Below are 24,384 nucleotides of genomic sequence, written 5' to 3' on the forward strand. Positions count from 1 at the left end.
GGTCAACCCGATCATACCATTTATTGCCCGGAAGCATCCGTTAAAGATGGTTCGTTGCGCCGGGCACGGGTGACGGGGAGCCCATGTTCCGGCCCGCCGGCGCGCTCGGCCGCGGCAAGCCGCTCGGACAGCACGGCGCCCAGTTCCTCGACGGCCGGCCATTCCAGCACCGTGACATGGCCGCCGCGCACGCCCTGTACGTCCAGCGTGTCCGGGATCGCCGCGCTCCATCCCGCGATCGCCTCCTCATCATAGTCCTCGCTCCGGAGCAGCACGACCGGGCCGGCGTACGGGAACGGGTCAAAAGCGCGGACGATGCGGTTCATACGGTCGTTCAGTTCGAGATGCCGATCCACCTCGTCCCGCTCGCCAAACAGGCGCCGCCGCCCGCGCGCGAGGCGATCGGACAAAATCTCGCGGATAAAGGCAGCGCGCGCCGCGCCCCGCAGCCGCCGGGCGCGCACCACGTCCCGGCGCCATCGCCACAGCCGACTGCGGGTGTGCGCCTGGTTCGACGCATCGATCATGACCACCAGGGCGACCTCGTGACCCTGCCGGCGCAGCAGTTCCGCCACGGCAAGCGCGCAGGCGCCGCCGTTGCAATAGCCCCCGATCAGGAACGGCGCCTCCGCACCAGAGGACAAGAGGCTTTCGGCCAGGTCCTCCGCAAGCGTCGCCAGGTCCACCCCCTGGAGGTCGCGGTGCCGTTCCAGGTCGATCGGAAGGCCGATCAGCGGGCGCTGCGGGCCCAGTGCGCGGGCAAGCGGCCGGAACAGCGCCGGGCGGAAATTCGGCACCGCATCGATCCAGAACAGCGGCCGCTGATCGGCGCCGGCCTGGACGGTAAGCAGCCGCGGCTGCACCGGCGCCGCGCCCTCGTCCCGCAGCAGCGCCGCCATTCGCCGGACGGTTGCGGCATGGTGCAAGACGGACATCGGCAGGCGCCGCCCGAACTCGCCCGCCACCCGGCCCAGCATCCGTGCGGCGAGCAGCGAATGGCCCCCAAGATCGAAGAAATCGTCCTGCGGCCCGACGGCGTCCACGCCCAGCACATCCGCCCAGATGGCACCAAGCCGCTGCTCATGTGCGTCCTCGAGCGGCCCGGCCTCTGCCGCCGCGACCATGTGCCGCTCGGTCGGCTGGGGAAGGGCCCGTCGGTCGAGCTTGCCGCTTGAGGTGGTCGGCAGCGCCGCCAGCGGCACGTAGCGCGTGGGCACCATATAGGCGGGGAGAAGGCCCAGGAGAACGTCGCGAAGCGCCGGCGGGTCGAACGTCCGCCCAGGCCGAGCCACGACATAGCCGGCCAGTTCGTTCAACCCGGACGGAGCGCGAAAGCTGTTCGCCGCCGATGCCGCGACATCGGGATGGCGGAGCAGCGCCGCCTCCACGTCGCCAAGATCGATGCGAAAACCACGGATCTTGATCTGTCCGTCGCGCCGCCCCAGCCACTCGATGCGGCCGTCCTTCAACGTCCTGGCGAGGTCGCCGGACCGATAGAGGCGGGCGCCGCCAGATACCGGCAGCCGGACGAACGACCGCCGGTCCAGATCGGCGTCGCGATAGCGCCGGGCGAGCCCTGCGCCCCCGATGTGAAGCTCTCCCGGCACGTTGCACGGCACCGGCTCCCCCCGGCCGTCCAGCACCAGGGCACGAACGTTGCGGATGGGGCGGCCGATGGTGATCCGCCCCTCTGCCCCGACGCGCTCGAGAGTCGTGTAGATGGTCGCCTCGGTCGGGCCATAGCCGTTCCACAACGGCATCCCGCACGCCAGGATGCGGTCGGCAAGGTCCCGCGGCAACGCCTCCCCCCCGCACAGGATGCGCATGCCCTGGTGCCCCGCCCATCCCGAAGCGAACAGGCTGCGCCAGGTCGCCGGCGTCGCCTGCATGAAGGTGCAGTCATGCGTCTCGATCAGGCGGCGCAGCAGCTCGGGATCGGTAACTGCGCCTTCGTCGGCGACGACAAGGGTGCCGCCCAGCATCAACGGCAGAAACACGTCGGGCACCGACATGTCGAACGTCAGCCTCGACACTGCCAGCAGCCGGTCGGCGGGCCCGAAGCCGGGATCCTGCGCCAGCGCGTCCATCACGTTGACGACGGACCGGTGCGCGATCTCCACCCCCTTGGGCACGCCGGTCGATCCCGAGGTGTAGAGGATATAGGCAAGATCGTCGGGCCGGCCGTCGACCGCCGGCTCTGCCGTAGCCGGCGCGGCTGCGACATCCTCGACCAGGAGCGTCGTCCCTGCCACCCGTGCCGCGAGCGAAGCCTGCGTGACGATCAGTCGGGGCTTTGCATCCGCCGCGATCTCCGCCAGCCGCGCGTCCGGAAAGGCGGGGTCCAGCGGCACATAGGCGGCGCCCGTCCGCAGGATCGCCAGCACCGTCGCGATCATGTCCGCGGATCGCTGCACAAGCAGGCCGACCAGGTCGCCCCGCCCGACGCCGCGTTGGATCAGTGCCGCGGCGAGCGCCGCCGCGCGGGCATCGAGGCGCGCGTAGCTCCACCTATCGCTGCCGTGGATCACGGCTGTGGCGTCCGGGGTGGCTGCGATCGTCCGCGCGATCCGGCCGTGCAGCGTGTCCGACTCCGTCGCCACCGCCTCGCCACACGCGGCATGCAGGACGGCCTCCCGCTCGTCGGGTGCCAGGATTTCGACACTTCCGACGCTAGCGTCCAGCGCGTCTGCCATCGCTGCGAGCATGCGTTGCCAGTGGCCGACCATGCGGTGCGCGGTGTCCGCATCGAACAGGTCCGTGCTGTAGATCAGCCGCGCGTCCAGTTCGCGGTCCCGCTCCTCGACCTCCAGGTACAGGTCGAACTTGGTGGTGGTGACCGGCACGTCGATGGCGGAGAGCCGCCAGCCTGAGCGGAGCGGCGGCGGCGGCGGCTGCATCGACAGCGCCGCCTGGAACAATCCGTCGCGCCCGTCGCGCGGGCCCGTGGAAAGGCTGCGGGCGACGAGGCCCAGTGGAACCTCGGCATTGTCGATCGCCTCCAGCACGCGGTCGCGCACCTGAAGCAGCAGGCTCCGGAACGACAAGTCGGACGCTGGCGCGAGGCGGAGCACCACGGTGTTGAGGAAGAAGCCGGCGGTGCCCCGCAGCTCCGGCCGGCGCAGCGTGGAGACGATGCCGCCGATCGTCACATCCTCCTGCGCGCTCCAGCGGTGCAGCACGGCCGCATAGGAGGCGAGCACCATCATGTAGAGCGAGACGCCCGCCTGCCGGCCGGCGTGCCGCAACCGAGCGAGCAGGTCGGCAGCGATCACCACCGTCTCTGCCGCGCCCGCACCGCTGCGCACGGCGGGACGGGGGCGGTCCGCGGGCAGATCGACCACAGGCAATTCGCCGGAGAGCCTGTGCTGCCAATAGGCCAGCTGGTCGGCGTGGCGAACACGCGCCGCGGCACTTCCCTGCCAGGCGGCATAGTCGCCATATTGGAGCAACAAGGGCTTGATCGCGGGCTCCCGCCCCTCCCGTGCAGCCTCATAGATCTCGACCAGCTCGGGCATCAGCACGCGCTGGAGCGAATCACCGTCGAACAGCAGGTGGTGGATCGTGAAATAGATGCGGTGATCGTTCGGGCCGATGCGAAAGACGCGGCCGCGCAACAGCGGTGTCGCCGACAGCTCGAAGGGGGTGCGCGCATCCGTCGCGGCGATGCGCGCGGCCTCGGCAACGCGCTCGTCCGCCGGCATCGCCGACAGGTCGTGGAATGGGAAGACCAGTTCGGCGTCCGGCTGGACGTGTTGCAGGAGGTCGCCCCCCGGCGGCGCGTCAAAGCTGGTCCGCAGTATTTCGTGCCGCTGCACCAGCGCCTGCACGCTGCGCATCATGGCCGTGTGGTCGTAGTCACCCAGGCAGTGGAGCGTGCAGGTCTCGTTGTAGATGCACGGGTCGGGCGATCGTTCCAGATCCAGCCAGACCAGTCGCTGTTCCTCGGACATCGGCGGAGGAGAGGCCCCATCCCGGCGCTCGACCGATGCGGACGCGCTCCGGCGAGGGCGAGGGCGCCCGGCGCCGTTCTCGCCGGGTATGTTCGATCCGCTGTCAGTCGTGGCGTGCGACGGCATCCAGTTTCCCCCATTCGTAGGATGGAACCGGAAGCAGGCGATGCGGACTTCCGGCACATGCCGCGGAACGGGAAGAGACGTCGGAGGACGAGCGGAACGTCGCAGGAGCGGATGCACGCGGTTCGCTTCGGCGGCCCATTGACGCTGGCCCGTGCGAGGCACGCGAATCGGTATACCGCCAAAGCGCCGGGCCGCAGTCGCAGGAACTACGGATACCCGACGCGAGAGCGAGCGATTATGTCCGTTTCGGTGGGAACACGCGGAGCACAGGCTGTGCCGGACGGATGCCGGCACAGCCCTGGCCGATCCTAGACGTCGAGGTTGGCGACGCTCAGCGCATTTTCCTGGATGAACTCGCGGCGGGGCTCCACCACGTCGCCCATCAGGCGGGTGAAGATCTCGTCCGCAACGTCCGCCTGCTCGATCGCGACGCGCAGCATCGAGCGGTTCTGCGGGTCGAGCGTGGTTTCCCACAGCTGTTCCGCATTCATCTCGCCCAGTCCCTTGTAGCGCTGGATCGACAGGCCCTTGCGCCCGGCCGACAGGATCGCGTCGAGCAGCTGGCTCGGCCGCGCGATCAGCGCCTCACCCTTGGCGGCGGTAACCGGCGCGGCCTCGCTCTCCTCCAGGTCGGCGACGGGGTTGTCCGCGTCGTTCGCATGGGCGCCACGCGCCGGCACCAGCTTGGCGGTCGCGGCATAGCTCGCCGCTTCCTCGGCGGTCAGCGTGTGGAGCTTGCGCCCCTCGGCCGAGGTCAGGAACGCTGCCTCGATCACATGATGGTCGGTGACCCCGCGCCACACGCGGCGGAAGTGCAGCGCGCCCTCTTCGGAAATGGTGGCGCTCCAGCGCGCGTCGCCATCGGTGCTGTCGAGCCGCCGGACCGCATCGGCCAGCCGCGCCTCCCGCTCGGCACGCGATGCTTCCGGATCGAGCGTGCCGGACAACGCCAGTACCTCGACGATCTCGGGCGCGTAGCGGCGGGGCACGTAGCGCATCAGCGTGCGCATGCGCCGGGCATGCTCGACCAGGGTCTTTAGGTCGGAACCGCTGCGGGCGCCGTTCGCCGTCTCCAGCACCTGAGTCGCGATGCCGCCATCCACCAGATAGGCGTCGAGCGCGGCGTCATCCTTGAGGTAGACCTCGGACCGACCCTTGGTCGCCTTATAGAGCGGCGGCTGGGCGATATAGAGATGCCCGGCTTCGATGATCTGCGGCATCTGGCGATAGAAGAAGGTCAGCAGCAGCGTGCGGATATGGGCGCCGTCGACGTCCGCGTCCGTCATGATGACGATCTTGTGGTAGCGCAGCTTCTCCAGGTTGAAGTCGTCGCGACCGATGCCGGTGCCCATCGCCTGGATCAGCGTCCCGATCTCGCGGCTGCCGAGCATCCGGTCGAAGCGCGCGCGCTCGACGTTCAGGATCTTGCCGCGCAACGGAAGGATCGCCTGGAAGTGGCGGTCGCGGCCCTGCTTGGCGGAGCCGCCGGCGGAGTCACCCTCCACCAGGAACAGCTCGGACTTGGCGGGATCGCGCTCCTGGCAGTCGGCGAGTTTGCCGGGAAGCGAGGCGATGTCCATCACGCCCTTGCGCCGAGTGAGTTCGCGCGCCTTCTTGGCGGCCTCACGCGCGGCAGCGGCGTCGATCACCTTCTGGATGATCTGCCGGGCAACCTGCGGATTTTCCTCGAGCCACTCCGCCAGCTTGTCGGCCATCAGCGATTCGAGCGGCTGGCGCACTTCGGAGCTGACCAGCTTGTCCTTGGTCTGCGAACTGAATTTGGGGTCCGGCAGCTTGACCGAGACGATCGCGGTCAGCCCCTCACGCATGTCGTCGCCAGTGAGGGAGACCTTCTCCTTCTTCAGCGCGCCCGACTTGTCGGCATAGTTGTTGATCGTGCGGGTCAGCGCTGCACGAAACGCCGCCAGGTGCGTGCCGCCATCCCGCTGCGGGATGTTGTTGGTGAAGCACAGCACGTTTTCATAATAGCTGTCGTTCCACTCCAGCGCGACGTCGATGCCGACGTCGTCGCGGTGACCGGTGATCGCGACCGGATCCGGCATCAGCGGCTGCTTGTTGCGGTCGAGCCATTTCACGAAGGCGGCGATGCCGCCCTCGTAGAACAGCTCCACCTCGCGCGGCTCCTCGTGCCGCGCGTCGACCAGCACCAGCCGGACGCCCGAGTTCAGGAACGCCAGCTCGCGATAGCGATGCTCCAGCTTGTCGAAATCGAACTCGATGTGGTTCTTGAAGGTACCGCCATCGCCCGGCACCTTTTCGGTCGAGGGAAGGAAGGTCACGCGGGTGCCCCGCTTGCCCTCGACCTTGCCCACGACCTTCAGCGGCGCTTCGGCATCGCCGTGGCGGAAGCGCATGTAATGCTCCTCGCCATCGCGCCAGATGGTGAGGTCGAGATATTCGGAGAGCGCGTTTACCACCGACACGCCGACGCCGTGCAGACCGCCCGAGACCTTATAGGCGTTGTCGTCGGACGTGTTCTCGAACTTACCGCCGGCGTGCAGCTGAGTCATGATGACCTCGGCCGCCGACACGCCCTCTTCGGCGTGGATGCCGGTCGGGATGCCACGACCATTGTCCTCGACCGAGATCGAGCCATCGGCGTTGAGCGTGATGAGCACCCGGTCGCAATGGCCGGCCAGCGCCTCGTCGATCGCGTTGTCGCTGACCTCGAACACCATGTGGTGGAGGCCCGAACCATCGTCGGTGTCGCCGATGTACATGCCGGGGCGCTTACGCACCGCATCCAGGCCCTTCAGGACCTTGATCGAATCCGCGCCGTAATCGTTGGTATTGGGGTTTGTCGCCATACCGAGGATATAGGGATTCGGCCCCCGGAACGGAAGCAAAATGCGGGCGTGGCAGCGTCCTCAGCCGCTCTTGCTCAACCAGAAAGCGGCGAGAAAACCGGCAACCGCGATCAGGCCCGAATATTCATGGGTGTTCTCGGTCGCCTCGGGGATCATGGTGTCCACCAGCATCGCGAGGATGGCGCCGGCCGCGACCGCGGTGATCAGCGCGACCACGTCCTCGCTCGCCCCTGCCAGCAGCAGGTTGCCGAGCAGCGCCGCAATCCCGCTTGCCAGCGCAATCGCGCCCCACACGCCGAACACATAGGCCGCGGAACGACCCGCCTTCTTCATGCCGGCGGCGGACGACAGGCCCTCAGGGATGTTCGACAGGAACACTGCGGCGACGACGGTGGTGCTCACCCCCGCCCCGCCGATCAGGCTGATGCCGATGACGATCGATTCCGGAATGCCGTCGAGCAGCGCGCCAAGCGCGATCGCGGCCCCGCCGCCCTCGCTCGCCTGCGGCTGCGATTCCGTGCTTTCCGCGCCGGAACGCTTGCGGTGCCGGGCGCCACGGCCGGACAGCCAGACATTGCCGAGCGTGTAGAGCGCCGCACCGCCGACAAAGCCGGCCGCGGTGGAATCGAGCCCGCCCCGCGCGAAGGCCTCGTCCATCAGGTCAAAGGCAACGGCCGAGATCAGCACGCCCGATCCGACCGCCATCACCGCTGCGACCAGCCGCTGCGGCAGATGGACGAGCCAGGCGATCCCGGCACCCAGCAACAAGGCGGAGCCGCCGAGCAGGCCCCAGAGACCGCCTTCGAGCCAGACGGGCATCAGCGGACGGCCGCAGTCGGAATGTGGAGGCAGTGCCGCATCACCGGGTCAACGCCGCGGCGATGAATCGGTGCCCTCAGCCGAGTATGCGGTACTTGAACCCCGTTCTTGCTGAGCAGGGGCTGAGCTTGTCGAAGCACCGTATCGAAGCACCTGAGAGGGTCCTTCGATACGCCATTTCGACTTCGCTCAATGGCTCCTCAGGACGAGCGGATCATCCTGAAGAAAGCCGGCCGAAAGGCGCCTTAGCGCCCGACGCCCTGTCCCCCGCCGCCGGGGCGACCACCGCGCCCCCCGCTTCCACGGCGCTGGCCACCACCGGGACGCTGGCCACCGCCGGGGCGTCCCCCCGCCGGACGCTCGCCTGCAGGGCGGTCGCCCGCAGGCCTGCCCTGACCACCACCGCGCGACGGATTGCCGACCGGACCACGGCCCGAGCCCGCAGGCTTGGCGCTGTGCGTGGCGCGCGGACGCGGCAGCTGGCGATCGCCCGGAGCGCGCTCGGGCCGGTCGGGCGCATGCGGTGCGCGCGTCGCCTTGATCTTCTCGGCTTCCGCCAGGAAGTTCTCCGGCAGCGGCACCACGTCGATCTTCTGACGGGTCAGCTTCTCGATCTGGCGCAGGTACGGACGCTCGTCCTCGGCACAGAAGGCAAAGGCGATGCCGTCGGCACCCGCGCGCGCCGTGCGGCCGATGCGGTGGACATATTGCTCCGCCACATTCGGCAGCTCGAAGTTGACGACATGGCTCACGCCCGACACGTCGATGCCGCGCGCGGCGATGTCGGTCGCAACCAGGATCGGCACCTTGCCCGAACGGAACTCGCCCAGCGCACGCTCACGCTGCGGCTGCGACTTGTTGCCGTGGATCGCGTTGGAGGCGATGCCGTTGGCAGCCAGCAGCTTCACGACGCGATCGGCGCCATGCTTGGTGCGGGTGAACACCAGCGAGCGGTCGATCTTGTTGTTGCGGAAGAACATCGTCAGCAGCGCCTGCTTTTCCTGCTGCTGCACGAAGGTGACGTACTGCTCCACGCGCTCGGCGGTGGAGGAGACGGGCGCCACCTTCACCTCGGCCGGGCTGGTCAGATACTTGTCCGCCAGATCGCGGATGTCCTTGGGCATGGTAGCCGAGAAGAACAGGGTCTGGCGATCCTTCGGCACCATCGACACGATGCGGCGCAGCGCGTGGATGAAGCCCAGGTCGAGCATCTGGTCGGCTTCGTCGAGCACCAGGATCTCGAGTTCGTTGAGCGCCAGGCAGCGCTGGTCGATCAGGTCGAGCAGGCGGCCCGGGGTCGCAACCAGGATGTCGACGCCAGCCGCCACGTCGCGGATGTTGCGGGCGACGGGCACGCCGCCGAACACGGTCGCGACGTTCAGCTTGGTGTACTTGGCATAGGTGCGCGCATTGTCGGCGATCTGGCTCACCAGCTCGCGGGTCGGCGCCAGCACCAGCATGCGGCAGCGCATCGGCTTGCGGCGGACATTCGCCTTTACCAGCAGGTCGAGCGACGGCAGCACGAACGCCGCGGTCTTGCCGGTGCCGGTCTGGGCGATGCCGAGCAGGTCGCGCTGTTCCAGCACGATCGGAATCGCGTCGCGCTGAATCGGGGTGGGTTCGGTGTAGTTCTTCTCAGCCAGGGCATCGAGAAGCGGCTTGGAAAGACCAAGGGACTGGAAGGACATGGAAAACCTGTCAGTAGCCGGCACGCGCGGCCAGACGGCACGCACGGGAGGCGGGGCAAAAATGCGACCCGCGTGACTTGGGAAGCCGGTGAGCGCGACGCGAGCCTCGGCCGCAAGGCCGGATCACGCTGCTTGGTTAAGCGTCGCTGCGGTGCTGCAGATGCGCCTGCGCTTGCAAAAAGTCAAGGTTGGCCGGCGATGACCCGCCCGTCGGCGACATGGAAGCGCGTGGCTTCGGTCCCGATCGCGTCGAACAGTCCCGGCTCCGTGCCCGTCAGCCAGACCTGTCCGCCGCCTGCCAGCCGGTCGAACAACGCCGCCCTGCGGCCGGGATCGAGATGCGCCGCCACTTCGTCCAGCAGCAGCAGCGGCGGCCGCCCGGCGCGCTCCGCCACCAGCGCGGCATGGGCAAGGACGAGGCCAAGCAGCAGCGCCTTTTGCTCGCCGGTCGAGCAGCGATGCGCCGCCTGCCCCTTTTCCAGATGCACCACCGCCAGGTCCGAGCGATGTGGCCCGGCGAGGGTGCGCCCGGCCGCCGCATCGCGGGCGCGGCCGGCGGCGAGTTCGCCACGCAGCCGATCCGCATCCCCGCCCCAGCCTTCGATCGCCAGGCCGGCGCGCGGGAAGGCGCCGGCAGGGCTCGCGGTGATGCGGTCGGCAAGCATCGTCACGGTCGCCCGGCGCGCACGGTCGATCGCCGCGCCATGCTCGGCCATCCGCGCCTCCAGCGCCGCCAGCCACTCCGGATCGGCGGGACGGTCGTCGGCGAGCAGCCGGTTGCGCTCGCGCATCGCCGCTTCATAGCGGCTGGCATGGGCGGCGTGCCCGGGCGCCAGCGCCAGCGCCAGCCGGTCGAGGAAGCGCCGCCGCTCGCCTGCCGGCTCCACGAACAGCCGGTCCATCGCCGGGGTCAGCCACAGCACCGTCAGCCACTCGGCGAGCGCCATTGCGGTTGCCGGCGCGCCATTGATCCGCACCAGCCGCCGCTCCGGCGCATCGGCGCGTGTGCCGGTGCCAAGCGCGGTGTCGTCCGCCAGCACCGCCGCCACGCCGAAGCCGCCGCTGCCGCCCTGCCGCGCCATTTCCGACAACGGCGCGCGCCGCAGCCCCCGGCCGGGGGCGAGCAGCGATACCGCCTCCAGTACATTGGTCTTGCCCGCGCCATTGTCGCCGGACAGGACCACGAAGCCAGGCCCCGGCGCCAGCACCGCATCCTGGTGATTGCGAAAGTCGGTCAGGGAGAGGCGCGCGAGCATCAGGGGCGCCGCTGTAGCGCAAGCTGCGGAGAAGCGCGACGCAACCTTCCGGGCTTCAGGGAATTGCCCTTAGCGAGTTTCGAGAAAAGGGGATGGTGATGCGGAAATCATGGTTGGTCGCAGCGGCGGCACTCACGGTGGCAGCATGCGGCGCACAGACGCCGCAGGAGCGCGAGGCCGACCAGCTGCGCGACGCCGCCGAAGCCCAGGCCGATGCGATCGAGGCGCAGGCCGGAAATGTCGCGGCGGGCATGAAGGCGGAGGCCGAACAGCTGCGCCAGCAGGCCGGCCAGGGCGGCGGCTATGACGCCCAGCGCCTTCAGGTCCGTGCCGAGGCGCAGGAACGCGAAGCCAAGCTGGTACAGGAACAGGCCGAGGCAAAGGCCCGCGCCATCCGCGACGAAGGCAAGGCCCGCGCCAGCGCCGCGCTGGCGAAATAGCGGCAGGCCCGCGGGGCGTATCGGGCCGGATGACCATTCCGCATGGTAGCCCCGGCGCCGGGACCTGCACGAAAGGCGCACCAAGGGCCTTTGGTGCTGCCGTATTCCTGCGCAGGCCAGAATCCAGGGCCGGGTAGAACAACGGATGACTACGTCCGGAACCCCGGGCTCCTGCCTTTGCAGGAGCCCGGACGCGTTCTGCCAGCGCTCCGGTTGCGGCCGGGGCGACGTTAAGAACCCACGAGGGTGACCCCCCTTGCAGAGGGAGCCGCAAGCGACCGCCCTTTGCCGAGATGCCGGACAGGCCCGCTTAGAGGTGCGCCGAAGCGCGCATCACACCCGCATCGGCATCAGCACGTAGAGCGCGGGCGACTTGTCGTTCTCGCGGATCAGCGTCGGGGCGGCGGCATCGGCGAGATGCACCTCGCACAGGTCGCCCTCGATCTGGCCCAGGATGTCGAGCAGATAGCGGCTGTTGAAGCCGATCTCGAACGGCATCGAGCTATAGTCGCCCGGCACTTCCTCGGCCGCGGCGCCATTTTCCGGGCTGGTCACCGACAGCGTGATCTTGTCGCGATCGACCGCCATCTTGACGGCGCGGGTCTTTTCGGTGGCGATGGTCGACACGCGGTCGACGCCCTCCATGAAGCTTTTGGGGTCGAGCTTGAGCAGCTTGTCGTTCGCGGTCGGGATGACACGCGAATAATCGGGGAAGGTGCCGTCGATCAGCTTGGAGGTCAGGATCGCCTGGCCAAGATCGAAGCGGATCTTGGACCCCGACAGCGAGACCCCGACCGAGCCGTCGACCTCTTCGAGCAACTTGCGCAGCTCGCCCACGCATTTGCGCGGCACGATCACGTCCGGCATCTTGTCGGCACCCTCCGGGCGCGGCAGCGTGACGCGCGCCAGCCGGTGGCCGTCGGTGGCCGCCGCTTTCAGCACCGGCTCGCCGGTGCCGTCCTCGGATACGTGCAGGAAGATGCCGTTCAGATAATAGCGCGTTTCTTCGGTGGAGATCGCGAAGCGCGTCTTGTCGATGATCTGCTTGAGCATTTCCGCCGGCAGCTCGAACTGCGTCGGCAGCTCGCCCTCGGCGATCACCGGGAAGTCGTCGCGCGGCAGCGTCGCCAGGTTGAAGCGGGCACGGCCCGCGACCACCGTCAGCCGGCCCTCGGCCGCCTGCAGCTGCACCTGCGCGCCCTCCGGCAGCTTGCGCGCGATGTCGAACAGCGTGTGCGCCGACACGGTGATCGCGCCGGGCTGGTCGACCGCGGCTGCGATCGTCTCGTCGATCTGCAGGTCCAGGTCGGTTGCCATCAGCCGCATCGTGCCGCTCTCCGCCGCCTCGATCAGCACGTTCGACAGGATCGGAATCGTGTTCCGCCGCTCGACGACGGACTGGACGTGGCTCAGCCCCTTCAACAGGGTCGCGCGTTCGATCGTCGCCTTCATCTTCTCAAAACCCCCGGGCGCCCGCCCTCGTCCTGGCCACCCGGCGGGTGGCATTTGGTCCATTGCGCCACCTCTAGCGCGCAAAAAAGGGCCGGAGCAAGCTGCTCCGGCCCTCCTTGTCTCCGATTGCGCGCGCCTTGGGGCGGAACCGCCGCCCGGGCGAGCGCGCAAGCGGCCGTCGCTTAGAAGCGCATGCCGACGCCAACCAGCACCTGGTGGCGGTCGGTATCCACGTCGAAGCTGTCGGTGGTGTTGCCGTCGAAGCGGAAGTCCGCGCTCGAATAGTTCGAATAGCGATACTCGAGCTTGGCATAGGTGTTGGTGCCGATCGACTGCTCGACGCCCGCACCGACGCGATAGCCGTCGAGCTCATAGTTGCGGTCCAAGTCCACATCGCCGTTCACGCCCTGCACGTTCAGCTTGGCGTTGGTGTAGCCGGCCTTGGCATAGACCAGGGTCTGCGGGGTGGCGAGCAGACCGGCGCGCAGGCCGACATAGATGTCGCGGCCCGGTGCCACCCGGCCATAGCCGAAATACTCAGGGTCGCTGGTGTTGGTCTTGGTCTTGCCGGTCGAATCGGTCAGTTCGGCCTCGACACCCACCACGGCGCCCGACACGGCGAAGTCGTAGCCGACGTCCACGCCATAGAGGAACCCGTCGACGGTCTGGTCATCGCCGTCGATGTCCGAATCCTCGCTGCTGCCCGGGCGCACCGCGTCATAGCCGGCGACCACGCCAACGCGCGGGCCCGTGAAGTTCGGGTTGACGTCCTGCGCCATGGCCGGCGCGGCAAAAGCAGTGGAACCGGCCAGCAGGCCCAGAGCGACGTAACGCATAACAAACTCCATACATTGCTGCCCGAGGTACGCCGGGCAGAGTGCTCAAATAGGCGGAGCCGCCCGCGGTTTCATGAACCTCAGCTAAACAGGGATTTTCGTTGCATTCCCGCAACAGGGGCTTGAAGACGGGACCATGGCGAACAAGGCACCGCAGAACGCGACACGGCTGGGGCGCGACTACATCGCGCGGCATGGCGAGACCGTCTACAACGTGGCCCGGCGGATGCAGGGCGATCATCCGCACACGCCGCTTACCCGCGCCGGCTTTGCCCAGGCGGATGCGATGGGCGCCGCGCTGCGCGAACTGCTCGGCCCGCGTCCGAAGCTGACGCTCTGGGCCTCCACCGCCGGGCGCGCGCTTCAGACGCTGGCGATCATCGCCGAGCATCTGGAGCTCGACTGGCACCAGGCGCACACCGACGCGCGGCTGGTGGAGATCGGCATGGGCCAGTGGAGCGGCCGCTATTATCATGAGGTGGCGCAGGAATCGGCCGACTTCCTGGACCTGGAGCATGGTCTCTACCGGCGCCCGCCCCCCGGCGGCGAATGGTATGACGCAATAGCCGTGCGCGTGTCGGGCTGGCTTGCCGATACGAACGACGATCCCGGAGACCGGCTGGTGATCATGCACGGCATGTCGAGCCGCATCCTGCGCGGGGTGATGACGGGCATGGACGTGCTGCCGCAATTTGCCGCACCGGTGGCCCCGGACCTGCCGCAAGGCTCGATCGTCAGGATCGAGGGCGGTGTCGAAACATTGGTCCACCGTGGCAGCGGCGGCGCCGCGCACGCAGCACCGGCGTGATCGCCACCCTGCTGGCGGCCGCAGCGCTGGCGCAGGCGAGCCCGACGCCGGTTCCGGACGGGCGGCGCACCATCGGCATCTTCGGGCGCTGGGGTGCGTTCGCCGACGCGGCGCCGCGGCGCTGCTATGCGATCACCAAGCCGATCTCGCGCCGCACCAGCCTCTACCCGTTCGTCAGCGTCGCGCACTGGCCGGGCGCCCATGTCCGCAACCAGCTGCACCTGCGGCTGAGCCGCAAACGGGCGCCCTCCGCCCAGGTGACGCTGTCGGTGGGCGAACGCCGCTTCCCGCTGCGTGCCGGCGCGCAGGATGCCTGGGCGCCGGACCCCGCCGCCGACCGCGCGATCGTGGCCGCCATGCGCTCGGGCCGCAGTATGAGCGTGGAGAGCGTGGCGGACGGGGGCAGCCCGTTTGTCGACGTCTATACGCTGACAGGCGCGGCCACCGCGATCGACGCCGCCGCCCTCGCCTGCATGCCCGGTTGACGCCAGGCCGGACGGGTCAGCCAAGGGCATGGAAATCGCGCGGAAATTCGACTATATGCGCGCCCATGCTGACAGTGTCGACGCCGCCCATGCCCATTCCGGGGCACATCGATCCCGTGCCCGTGCCCCGCGCAACGGCCAAGGCGCCGCGCCCGGACGGCCGAGTCGACCTGGTCGGCCTGTCCAAGCCGGCGATCCGGGAGGCGCTCGAAGCCGCAGGGCTGGAGCCCAAGCAGGCCAAGCTCCGCGCCAAGCAGCTGTGGCACTGGATCTATAATCGCGGCGCCACCGACTTCACCCAGATGACCGACATCGCCAAGGCGCAGCACCCGTGGCTGGCCGAGCGGTTCGTCGTCGGCCGGCCGGAGGTGGTCGAGGCACAGGTCTCGTCCGATGGCACGCGCAAGTGGCTGCTGCGCTCACCCGACGCTCAGGATTACGAGATGGTGTTCATCCCGGACGCCGATCGCGGCACGCTGTGCGTGTCGAGCCAGGTGGGCTGCACGCTCAACTGCCGCTTCTGCCACACCGGCACGATGCGGCTGGTGCGCAACCTGACCGCGGGCGAGATCGTCGGCCAGGTCATGCTCGCGCGCGATGCGCTGGGCGAATGGCCGTCGAGCCCGGAGGGCCGCATGCTCACCAACATCGTGATGATGGGCATGGGCGAGCCGCTTTATAACTTCGACGAGGTGAAGACCGGGCTGCAGATCGTCATGGACGGCGACGGCCTGGCCCTGTCGAAGCGGCGCATCACGCTCTCCACCTCCGGCGTGGTGCCGATGATGGCCCGCGCGGGTGAGGAGATCGGCGTCAACCTGGCGGTGTCGCTCCACGCGGTGACCAAGGAAGTGCGCGACGAGATCGTGCCCCTCAACAAGAAGTACGGCATCGAGGAGCTGCTGCAGGCGTGCGCCGACTATCCCGGTGCCAACAACGCCCGGCGCATCACCTTCGAATATGTGATGCTGAAGGACAAGAACGACAGCGACGCCGACGCGCATGAGCTCGTCCGCCTGCTGCGCAAGTACCAGCTGCCCGCCAAGGTGAACCTGATCCCGTTCAACCCCTGGCCGGGTGCGCCGTACGAATGCTCGACGCCGGCGCGCGTGAACGCCTTTTCGGACATCGTGTTCGAGGCGGGCATTTCGGCACCGGTACGCCGCCCCCGCGGCCGTGACATCGACGCGGCCTGCGGCCAGCTGAAGACCGCCGCCGAAAAGAAGAGCCGCGCGCAGCTGGATCGCGAGGCCGAGGAGAAGATGGCCGCACTGGGCTGATCCAAATGGATTGGGGTGCGATGGCGCTCGCCGGGGCGGCCGGCTGCGTCGGCGGCGCGATGAACGCGCTGGCCGGCGGCGGGGCGTTTGCGACCATGCCTGCGCTGATCGGGATCGGCCTGCCGTCCACCGTCGCCAACGCGACCAGCAATGTTGCGCTCCAGCCCGCGGCGATGGCGAGCGCCTGGACCTATCGGCGTGGCCTGGCCCCGCTCGGCGGCGTGCCGATCCGCCTGCTCAACACGGTCAACTTCATCGCGGCGCTAGCCGGCAGCTATCTGCTGGTGGTCACGCCGCCCACGGCCTTTGACGCGATCGTGCCGTGGCTGCTGCTGTTCGCCTTTGGCGCGATCGCTGCGGGGCAGCGCGGCGCGGCATGGCTGCGCGCGCGGGTGACGATCGGTGCCACCAGCCTGATTGCGGCCCAACTGCTGCTCGGCATCTACGGCGGCTATTTCGGCGGCGGCATCGGCATGATGATGACCGCGGTCTACGGCCTGCTGGTCGGCACCGAGCCCAAGCACATGGCCGCACCCCGTACGCTGATCCTGGCGACCGCCAATTTCGCGGCGGCGATCGTCTTCGTGGCGTTCGGGCTGGTCGCGTGGTGGGCGTGCGTGCCGATGCTGCTGGGCGGCATCGCCGGCGGCCTGGGTGGCGCCTGGCTGGGCGAGCGCCTCTCCCCGCGCGTCATCCGGCTGTGGACGCTGGCCGTCACCGGCGTGACGACTGCCGTCTTCTTCTGGCGCGCCTACGGCTGATCACCCCGGCCGGCGCATGTGGAACAGGGCGTCCTCGGCGATTTCGAAATAGTCGGTGGGGCCGCCACCGCGCACGATCGGGCGGGCGCGGGCCGTCTGGTAGATGCCGTCCTCAAGCAGGCCCACGTCGATGTGGATGCCCACCGCCTCGCCCAGCACCAGCCACTGGTCGAGCGCGTGCCCTTCCTTGGTCTCCAGCCGGACGATCTGCGTCACCTTGCATTCGAACTGCACCGGACTGCCCGCCACCCGCGGCGGCGCGACCAGCCGCGAGGGTATCGCATCGAGCCCGGCGAGCGCGAACTCGTCGGCTTCGGTGGCAGCGGCACTCGCATTCATCGACTCCGCCTGGGCACGGGTCGCGAGGTTCCAGACGAACTCGCCCGTCGCCTCGCAGTTGGCGAGGCTGTCCTTGCGCCCCTGTGAGGAAAAACCGATCAGCGGCGGGCGATAGTTGAAGGCGTTGAAGAAGCTGTAGGGCGCCAGGTTGCGCCGCCCGTCGGCGCCAAGCGTGCTGATCCAGCCGATCGGCCGGGGTGCCACGATCGCGTTGAACGGATCGTGCGGCAGGCGGTGGCCGGCGGCGGGTTCGTAGAAGTGAAAGTCGGTCATGGCGGATCCTAACGCGCGAACGCGCCCGGGGGCTACCGGCCGCCCGCCCCAGCCTCTATCCTGCCGCCCGTGACCCAGCCTTCACCCCGCGCCGTCTATCGCCATCGTCCGCTCACGCGACTTTGGCACTGGGTCAATGCGGTGGCGATCTTCATCCTGATCGGCAGCGGCCTGATGATCCTGAACGCCCATCCGCAGCTCTATTGGGGAGAATATGGCGCAAACTTCGATCGTGCCTGGATCCGGTTCGAGCGGTTCCCGGGATGGATCACCATCCCCTCGACCTACAACCTCGCGCTCGCACGCCGGTGGCACCTGTTCTTTGCGCTGGTGCTCGGCTTCGGGCTGCTGGTCTTTCTGCTCGGCAGCCTCGTCAACCGCCACATCGCCCGCGACCTGGCGATCCGCCGCGGCGAGCTGTCGCGCCGGCATCTGTGGGCGGATTTCCGCGTCCATCTCGCCTTCCGGTTTCATGCCCCGGAATCGCCGCGCGACTACAACAGCTTTCAGAAGCTCAGCTATGTCGCGATCCTGTTCGGCGCGCTGCCGCTCGTGATCCTGACCGGGCTGACCCTCTCGCCGGGAATGAACGCGGCCTGGCCCTGGCTGCTCGACCTGTTCGGAGGGCGTGCCTCGGCCCGCTCGATCCACTTCCTCGCCGCGACCGCCATCACGCTGTTCACGGTCGTCCACCTGGTGCTGGTGATCCTCGCCGGCCCGATCAACGAAGTGCGCTCCATGATCACCGGCTGGTGGCGCGTGCCCGAGGACGAACAGCCATGAGCCGCATCCTCACCCGCCGCCGCGTGCTCGCCGGCATGACCGCGGGCGCCGCGGGCCTGGTCGCCGGCTGCGACCAGCTCGCCGATACGCCGGCGGTTCGCGGCCTGCTGTTCAAGGGCGAGGACGCGCAGCGCTGGCTCCAGCGCGGGCTCACCGCCCGCAACGCGCTCGCTCCCGAATATCGGCCCGAGCAGCGCTCGCCGATTTTCCGCTCCAACGGCACCGCACGGCCGGACACGCCGGCCTATGCAGCGCATGCGGCCAGCGACTTCGCCGATTGGCGGCTCGCGATCGACGGCCTTGTTGCGCGGCCGCTGTCGCTCTCACTGGCGCAGATCCGCTCCATGCCCGCGCGCACCCAGATCACCCGGCACGATTGTGTCGAGGGATGGAGCGCGATCGGCAAGTGGAGCGGCCCGCGCCTCTCGCGCCTGCTGGACCTTGCGGGCCTGCGCGATGGCGCGCGCTACCTCGTCTTCCACTGCGCCGATCGGCTGGGCGGGCGCCCCTATTATGAATCGATCGACCTGATCGACGCCTTTCATCCGCAGACGATCCTCGCCTGGGCCATGAATGACGCGCTGCTGCCGATCCCCAACGGCGCGCCGCTGCGCCTCAGGGTCGAGCGTCAGCTCGGCTACAAGCACGCCAAGTACATCGAGCGGATCGAGGCGGTGGCGAGCCTCGACGGCATCGCGGGCGGCAAGGGAGGCTTGTGGGAGGATATCGCCGACTATGAGTGGTACGCCGGCATCTGACGGCTCAGTCGGCGGAGAACGCCGGCTCCAGCGCGTTGATACCGGCATGGACCCGCGCTTCGATTTCGGCGCGGGAGAGGCCGGCCGGGATCGGCGTGCCGAAGCGCAGCGTGATGGTGCCCGCGCGTTTCACGCCCTTGCGCGGCCACAGCGGCCCGCTGTCGAGCGCGACCGGCACCACCGGCATCGCCAGCGCCTTGTAGAGGCCGGCAAAGCCCGAGCGCAGCGGCGGCGTCTCTCCGGGCAGGACGCGGGTCCCTTCCGGAAAGATCAGCACCGCGCGTCCGGCGCGGCGTGCTTCCTTTGCTTCACGCAGCATGGCGCGCAGCGCGTCGGCGCCTCCCGCCCGGTCGATGCCGATGCTGCCATAGCGCTGCGCCGCCCGGCCCCACAGCGGGATCTGGGTGAGCTCGCGCTTCATCACGATCACCGGTGCGCCGATCCGCCAGGCGAGTTCCAGCGTCTCGAACATCGCCTGGTGCTTGGCAGCGAACAGGAACGGCCCGTGCGGGACTTCGCCTTCCACCCGCACCTCGATGTCGAGCAGCCAGCGGGCGAGCACGCCCTGGACCCGGGCCCAAGTCTCCGCATGACGCCGTAGCGCGCTTGGCCCCGCCAGCGCCATCAGCGGCGCTGTCGTCACGATGCCAATGGTGAAGCTGTAGAAGACGAGGTTGAACGCCAGCGTCCGCAGCCACGCGATCATAGGCGAACCCCCAGCAACAGCACGACGCGACGGACGAGATATTTGTTGTATTCGTCGAACAGGATGCCGAAGCGTGGCGTGCCGGGGACCGGGTCCGGGATGACCTCCACCGTGCCATCCACCGCATAGCGCAGTTCCAGCGCCGCCCGCGCCATGTGCCAGTCGGACGTCACCAGCCGCACCGTGCGATAGCGGTGGGTGCGCACCCAGTCCGCGGTCTCGTCGGCGTTGGAGCGGGTGTCGACGGCCTCGCGCCCCAGATCGACGCAGCAGGTGACGGTCTGCGTCGGCACCTTGTAGGCGACGGCGAACTCGCCAGGCCGGACGTCCGGGTCGACGCCGGTCACGAGCATCCGCTTGGCTTTTCCCGCGCGCACGACCGCAAGGCCGCGATCGATGCGGCCCGGAGCACCGGTCGGCACGACCACCGCATCGGTGACGAGCGTGTCCGACGCCGGCCGGGGCAGCGCCACCGTGAAGAGCGCAAAGCCCAGCACCCAGCCGATCACCGCCACCGAGAGCAGCCGCCAGATCACAGCACCTGCCCCAAGGCGCGCAGCACCGCGATCCGCGCCGCAACCGTCGCCAGCAGCATGAAGGCGATCGGCGTTGCCACGATCAGCAGCCAGTCCAGCGCCGACAGACCGAGCCCGGCAAGCACCTGCGACTCCAGCGTGCCGATCTGCAGCCCGACCACCAGTACGACCGCAAGGCCGGCGACGGTGCCGATCAACCCGCCGGTCAGCGTGTCGACGGCGATCCGCTGCTGGAACAGGCGGGCAATCTGGACATCGGTGGCGCCGAGCATGTGAAGGATGTCGATCGTCCCGCGATGCGTGTCCAGCCCTGCCCGCGCCGACAGCAGCACGACGGCGGCAGTAGCGGTCGCCATCACCGCCACCAGCCCGAAGGCGACCCAGCCGAGCGTGCGCAGGAACCCGCGCACCGGCGCCAGCCAGCTCGCGTGCCAATCGACCCGTGCGGCCGGAGTCGCCGCCTTGGCGATCCGGGTCACCGCCGCCACTGCGGCATCGCTGCTCTGGTTGAGGTCGACGTCGACCATCGCCGGGATCGGCAGGTCGGCGTCGAGCCCAGCCTCGCCCAGCCACGGCCGCATCAATTCGGCAAGCTCGGCGCGGTCCACCTCCGCCGCTTTGGCCACCACTGGCGCACGGCGCAGCCCCGCCAGCAGCCGACGAACGGCAGCATCGCGCTTGGCCGCGTCCGCCTCCACCACCTGTACGGTCAATCGCCCGGCCAGCTGCCGGTCGAGCGCACGTCCGGCACCCGATACCGACAAGCCCATCGCGGCGGCGAGCACGGTCAGAAAGATCATGATCGCCATGATCCACACCATCGTGCGCCGCCCCTGGCGGTCGCCGAGCAGCCGGCGGTCGCTTGCGCGCATCGCCATCAGCGCGGCCCGTCCGGGCGCGGCGGAAAGCGCATCTCGCCGGTCGGGTCGATCAGCCGCCCCTTTTCCAGCCGCATCATGCGCGCCGCCGGGATCCGCTGGAGCAGCTCATAATCATGGGTCGCCACCACCACGGTGGTGCCCAGCCGGTTGAGCGATTCGAACAGATGGAGCAGCCGCTCGGCCATGTCGGGATCGACGTTGCCGGTCGGCTCGTCGGCCACCAGGATCTCGGGCCGACCGATCACCGCGCGCGCGATCGCGATCCGCTGCTGCTCGCCACCCGACAGCGTCGGCGGAGGGGCGTCAGCGCGATCGGAAAGGCCGACCCAGGCCAGCATCTCGTTGACCGGCACGGCCACGTCCGCCTCCGGAACGCCCGCCACCCGCAACGGCAGGGCGATATTGTCATAGGCCGACAGGTGCGGGACCAAGCGGAAGTCCTGGAACACGACACCAATGCGCCGGCGAAAGCCCGGCAGGCGGCCACGCGGCAAGGTGACGGCGTCCTCGCCGAACAGCCGGATCACGCCCCTGCTGGGCCGCTGGGCAAGATAGAGGAGCTTCAGGAGCGAAGTCTTGCCCGCCCCCGACGCACCGGTCAGGAAATAGAAGGAGCCCGTCGTCAGCGTGAAGCTCACGTCCGACAGCGTCTCTGCGCCGTTGCCGTAGCGAAGACCGACATTCTCGAACTGTACGATATTGGCCATCGCCGACGCCGGCCACCCCGTTTGAAGCTTCGCGGGCGCCGCCATCGCACAGCCGCCGGACCTGCTCAAGCGCAGGGCGCGCTCCGCCCTTGCCAGCACGGCTTCTCGCATGCTTAGGATCGGCATGCCCCGATCGGAACTGCTGCGTCGATGATCCTTGAGTGCACCCAATGCCATATGCGTTATGTGGTGCCCGATCAGGCGATTGGGCCCGAGGGACGCACGGTGCGCTGCGCCAGCTGCAAGCACAGCTGGTTCCAGCGTCCCGCGCTCCTGGACTTGGGCGTGGCCCAGGCGGCGCCCGAGCAGGAGGCGGCGCCGGTCGCAGCGGCCGCTCCTGTCGCAGCGGCGGCACCCCCGCCGGAGCCGGTAGCCGCGCCTGCACCGCAAGCCGCAGCGCCTGCTCCGCAAGCAGCGCCTGCCGCCGTCCAGCCCGCGCACCGCTATATCGACCCGGAGGGCGAGCGTGCCGAACGCGGCGAGCCGCGCCAATATGACGCCTTTGCCCCGCGCCCGCCGTTCCGCCCGCGCCGCAACCCGTTCCGCCGCTGGACCGCCGCGGCCGTTGCCGCCAGCCTGGCCATGCTCGCCGGCATTGCCGCGATCCTCTATCTCGGCACGCCGGGGATCGCCGCAAGGATCGGCCTGCCGATCGGCCGCATCGACACGCCGCTGCTGTTCGCGGACAAGCAGATCGAGCGCCGCAACCTGTCGAGCGGAAACGAGCTGTTCGCGATCTCCGGCAAGGTCGTGAACCCGACCGGCGAGCGCCAGCGCGTGCCCGACATTCGCGTGGAGTTAAAGGACCAGGGCGAACGCGTCGTCTACAGCTGGACGATCACCCCCTCGCAGCGCGAGCTGGGCCCGAGCGGCACGATCCTGTTCAACTCGGCCAAACTCGACGTGCCGGCGAACTCCAAGATGCTCGAACTGAGCTTCGTCAACGGGATCTAGGCGGCGGCGGGGGCACGGCCTGGCGTCTGACCGTCCGTCCTTTCCCATTCCCCCGTTTGTCCGTTCCCCACCCGTTTGTCTCGAGCAGGGATCGAGCGTGTCGGGAGCCCGTGTCGAGAGAGCTGCGACCGCTTTCCCGATGCGCCGTCGCGACACGCTCGACGGCTACTCGAAACCAACGGGGGACTGAGCCGGACGGCTGCTCCCTGCCCCATCCGCCGCCCGGCGCAGCCGCCGCGCCAGCCAGGCGAGGCGCCCGCCGTGAAGCAGCGTCGCCACGAGCATCCCCACGCCCGATGCCCAGGCGAGCGCCAGCGGGCCGACCCCGGCATGGACCAGCAGCCAGCCGGCTCCGCCCGTGACGACGAAAAAGGCGAGGATGCTGTTCACGCCGGCCGTCACCTGGTCGCCCAATGCCCTGAGCGTATACACCAGCACCACCTGCACCCCGTCGAACAGGATGAACGGCGCCCAGCGCAGCAGCATCGCTGCCGCCAGCAGATGCACTTCGCCGGTTGCGGGGAACAGGCCGGTAAGCCAGCCCGTGGACAGCAGCAGCGCCGCGGCAAGCAACCCGGTCGCCCCGGCCGCCAGCATTGCCGCCAGCCCGCCGCGCGCGATTGCCCGGTGCGGCACCCCCTCGCCCACCGCATTGCCGGCGCGCACGCCCGCGGCCGATCCCAGCCCCAGCGCGACCGCAAAGGTGACGTTGTGGATCGAGAACACGATCTGAAAGGCATGGGCGGCCGCCGCCCCCAGCTGCGTCGACAGGCCGATCAGCACCGCAAAGCCGACCAGCTCCAGCCCGGAGGCGACGGCGGGCACCAGCCCGAAGCCCAACAGCGCACGCACCCCTGCCAGCCGAGGTGCCGCGATCCCGCGCCAGCGCCCGACCTGGCGCTCGGCAGCGTCCGGCAGGCGAAAGACGCAGACCAGCAGCACCACCGCACCGACCGCCGAGGCGATGGCGGTCGCCGCCGCCGCGCCCACGGCACCGAGCGCCGGCAGCCCCAGATGGCCCGCGACCAGCGCCCAGGCGAGCAGCGCGTTGATCGGCAGCACCCCCAGGTTGACCGCCGTTACCCGCCGCGGGCGGCTGATCCCCTCCAGGAAGAAGCTCGCGGCGATGCTGAGCAGCTGGAACGGATAGGCGAGCGCCATCACCCGCACCACTTCAGCTGCAGGCGGAGCGAGCGCCGGCGCGACGCCGAGCAGGCGCAGCAGCGGCTCGGCAAAGGCGAACAGCACGCCGCCGCTCGCCAGCCCCAGGAGGATGGCGGCGATCAGCGCTTCGTGCAGCACGCGCCCGGTCGCCGGCAGGTCGCGGGCGCCGTCGGCGCGGGCCGCAAACACCAGAACGCCCGACAGCCAGCCGAGCACCACGACGATGCCGACAAAGGTGAGCGACCGGCTCGCGCCGAGCGCCGCGACCTCGCCGGTGCCGGCCAGCCCCACCATCACCACGTCGGTGATGTGGAGCAGCGTCCAATTGAGGCTGGTCAACATCACCGGCCAGGCGAGCCCCAGCAGTCGCCACACTTCCGCGCGCGGCGCCGGGATCTGAGGTTGTGCGGTCGCGGACACGAAATACTCGGAAGAACGGCGGAAAAAATGGCTCTAGCGATGCCGTCGGACGCGCGAAAGTCGCCCTGTGGCGCCGTTCGCGACGCTTGTTCGAACAAAGCCGGTTGCATGCCGTCGAATCGACTGCTAGGGGC

Annotated in this window: 21 protein-coding genes; 8 read left to right on the forward strand and 13 right to left on the reverse strand. The window is 69.2% G+C overall.

Features of this window, described 5'->3' with window-relative positions; translation table 11 throughout:
- Positions 1 to 20: 20 nt before the first annotated feature.
- From LK533_RS11015 to recF, 5 genes are all read right to left on the reverse strand, one after another.
- Positions 21 to 3,950 carry a non-ribosomal peptide synthetase gene (locus tag LK533_RS11015; protein WP_229362928.1) on the reverse strand — a complete coding sequence of 1,310 codons (3,930 nt, stop codon included), beginning with the start codon at positions 3,948 to 3,950 and terminating at the stop codon, positions 21 to 23.
- 434 nt (positions 3,951 to 4,384) lie between these two features.
- Positions 4,385 to 6,904, reverse strand: a complete 2,520-nt coding sequence (gene gyrB / locus LK533_RS11020; protein WP_229362929.1) for a DNA topoisomerase (ATP-hydrolyzing) subunit B — start codon at positions 6,902 to 6,904, stop codon at positions 4,385 to 4,387.
- 60 nt (positions 6,905 to 6,964) lie between these two features.
- A complete protein-coding gene (locus LK533_RS11025; RefSeq protein ID WP_229362930.1) occupies positions 6,965 to 7,723 on the reverse strand; it encodes a ZIP family metal transporter in 759 nt (252 codons plus the stop codon).
- A gap of 245 nt (positions 7,724 to 7,968) precedes the next feature.
- Entirely contained in the window at positions 7,969 to 9,411 is a 1,443-nt protein-coding gene (locus LK533_RS11030; RefSeq protein WP_229362931.1) for a DEAD/DEAH box helicase, read from the reverse strand.
- A gap of 182 nt (positions 9,412 to 9,593) precedes the next feature.
- On the reverse strand, positions 9,594 to 10,667 hold the full coding sequence (recF, locus tag LK533_RS11035) for a DNA replication/repair protein RecF (RefSeq protein WP_229362933.1): 1,074 nt from the start codon (positions 10,665 to 10,667) through the stop codon (positions 9,594 to 9,596).
- Positions 10,668 to 10,765: 98 nt separating this feature from the next.
- Between recF and LK533_RS11040 the strand changes: the two genes are divergently transcribed.
- Entirely contained in the window at positions 10,766 to 11,107 is a 342-nt protein-coding gene (locus LK533_RS11040) for a hypothetical protein (RefSeq protein WP_229362934.1), read from the forward strand.
- A 333-nt stretch (positions 11,108 to 11,440) separates the two neighbouring features.
- Here LK533_RS11040 and dnaN read toward each other — a convergent pair whose 3' ends face one another.
- Positions 11,441 to 12,559, reverse strand: a complete 1,119-nt coding sequence (gene dnaN, locus LK533_RS11045; RefSeq protein WP_229362936.1) for a DNA polymerase III subunit beta — start codon at positions 12,557 to 12,559, stop codon at positions 11,441 to 11,443.
- 182 nt (positions 12,560 to 12,741) lie between these two features.
- Positions 12,742 to 13,395, reverse strand: a complete 654-nt coding sequence (locus LK533_RS11050; protein ID WP_229362938.1) for an outer membrane protein — start codon at positions 13,393 to 13,395, stop codon at positions 12,742 to 12,744.
- Positions 13,396 to 13,531: 136 nt separating this feature from the next.
- Between LK533_RS11050 and LK533_RS11055 the strand changes: the two genes are divergently transcribed.
- The 4 genes from LK533_RS11055 (at position 13,532) to LK533_RS11070 (ending at position 16,729) form a co-directional block, all read left to right on the forward strand.
- The gene (locus tag LK533_RS11055; RefSeq protein ID WP_229362939.1) at positions 13,532 to 14,203 is read left to right on the forward strand and encodes a histidine phosphatase family protein; all 672 of its coding nucleotides are present in this window, start codon (positions 13,532 to 13,534) and stop codon (positions 14,201 to 14,203) included.
- A complete protein-coding gene (locus tag LK533_RS11060; protein WP_229362941.1) occupies positions 14,200 to 14,688 on the forward strand; it encodes a hypothetical protein in 489 nt (162 codons plus the stop codon). Before LK533_RS11055 ends, LK533_RS11060 begins: the two co-directional genes overlap by 4 nt.
- 65 nt (positions 14,689 to 14,753) lie before the next feature.
- Positions 14,754 to 15,968: a 23S rRNA (adenine(2503)-C(2))-methyltransferase RlmN gene (gene rlmN / locus LK533_RS11065; protein ID WP_229362943.1), complete on the forward strand. Its 1,215-nt coding sequence runs from the start codon at positions 14,754 to 14,756 to the stop codon at positions 15,966 to 15,968.
- 20 nt (positions 15,969 to 15,988) lie between these two features.
- Positions 15,989 to 16,729 (forward strand): sulfite exporter TauE/SafE family protein, encoded by a 741-nt coding sequence (locus tag LK533_RS11070; protein WP_229362945.1) that lies wholly within the window; start codon positions 15,989 to 15,991, stop codon positions 16,727 to 16,729.
- Here the strand turns inward: LK533_RS11070 and LK533_RS11075 are convergent, their stop codons facing one another.
- A complete protein-coding gene (locus LK533_RS11075; protein ID WP_229362947.1) occupies positions 16,730 to 17,341 on the reverse strand; it encodes a flavin reductase family protein in 612 nt (203 codons plus the stop codon). It abuts the gene before it with no gap.
- A gap of 69 nt (positions 17,342 to 17,410) precedes the next feature.
- Here LK533_RS11075 and LK533_RS11080 point away from each other — a divergent pair, with 69 nt between their 5' ends.
- The gene (locus LK533_RS11080; RefSeq protein ID WP_229362949.1) at positions 17,411 to 18,124 is read left to right on the forward strand and encodes a cytochrome b/b6 domain-containing protein; all 714 of its coding nucleotides are present in this window, start codon (positions 17,411 to 17,413) and stop codon (positions 18,122 to 18,124) included.
- On the forward strand, positions 18,121 to 18,882 hold the full coding sequence (locus LK533_RS11085; protein WP_229362951.1) for a molybdopterin-dependent oxidoreductase: 762 nt from the start codon (positions 18,121 to 18,123) through the stop codon (positions 18,880 to 18,882). Before LK533_RS11080 ends, LK533_RS11085 begins: the two co-directional genes overlap by 4 nt.
- 4 nt (positions 18,883 to 18,886) lie before the next feature.
- Here the strand turns inward: LK533_RS11085 and LK533_RS11090 are convergent, their stop codons facing one another.
- Genes LK533_RS11090 through ftsE form a run of 4 tightly spaced genes read right to left on the reverse strand, consistent with a single transcriptional unit; the run spans position 18,887 to position 21,712 of the window.
- Positions 18,887 to 19,588: a lysophospholipid acyltransferase family protein gene (locus LK533_RS11090; protein WP_267495354.1), complete on the reverse strand. Its 702-nt coding sequence runs from the start codon at positions 19,586 to 19,588 to the stop codon at positions 18,887 to 18,889.
- A complete protein-coding gene (locus LK533_RS11095) occupies positions 19,585 to 20,124 on the reverse strand; it encodes a YdcF family protein (protein ID WP_229362953.1) in 540 nt (179 codons plus the stop codon). Before LK533_RS11095 ends, LK533_RS11090 begins: the two co-directional genes overlap by 4 nt.
- Positions 20,121 to 21,002, reverse strand: coding sequence for a cell division protein FtsX (locus LK533_RS11100; RefSeq protein ID WP_229362954.1), 882 nt, complete (start codon positions 21,000 to 21,002; stop codon positions 20,121 to 20,123). The genes LK533_RS11095 and LK533_RS11100 overlap by 4 nt, the downstream gene beginning before the upstream one ends.
- Positions 21,002 to 21,712: a cell division ATP-binding protein FtsE gene (gene ftsE, locus LK533_RS11105; protein ID WP_229362956.1), complete on the reverse strand. Its 711-nt coding sequence runs from the start codon at positions 21,710 to 21,712 to the stop codon at positions 21,002 to 21,004. Before ftsE ends, LK533_RS11100 begins: the two co-directional genes overlap by 1 nt.
- A gap of 150 nt (positions 21,713 to 21,862) precedes the next feature.
- On the opposite strand from ftsE, the gene LK533_RS11110 reads away from it, so the two are divergent.
- Positions 21,863 to 22,666 (forward strand): zinc-ribbon domain-containing protein, encoded by an 804-nt coding sequence (locus tag LK533_RS11110; RefSeq protein ID WP_229362958.1) that lies wholly within the window; start codon positions 21,863 to 21,865, stop codon positions 22,664 to 22,666.
- Positions 22,667 to 22,831: 165 nt separating this feature from the next.
- On the opposite strand, the gene LK533_RS11115 is transcribed toward LK533_RS11110, so the two are convergent.
- Positions 22,832 to 24,250: an MATE family efflux transporter gene (locus tag LK533_RS11115; RefSeq protein WP_324255290.1), complete on the reverse strand. Its 1,419-nt coding sequence runs from the start codon at positions 24,248 to 24,250 to the stop codon at positions 22,832 to 22,834.
- Positions 24,251 to 24,384 lie beyond the last annotated feature (134 nt).

The organism is Sphingomonas sp. PL-96, assembly GCF_020707215.1.
GTDB lineage: Bacteria > Pseudomonadota > Alphaproteobacteria > Sphingomonadales > Sphingomonadaceae > Sphingomonas.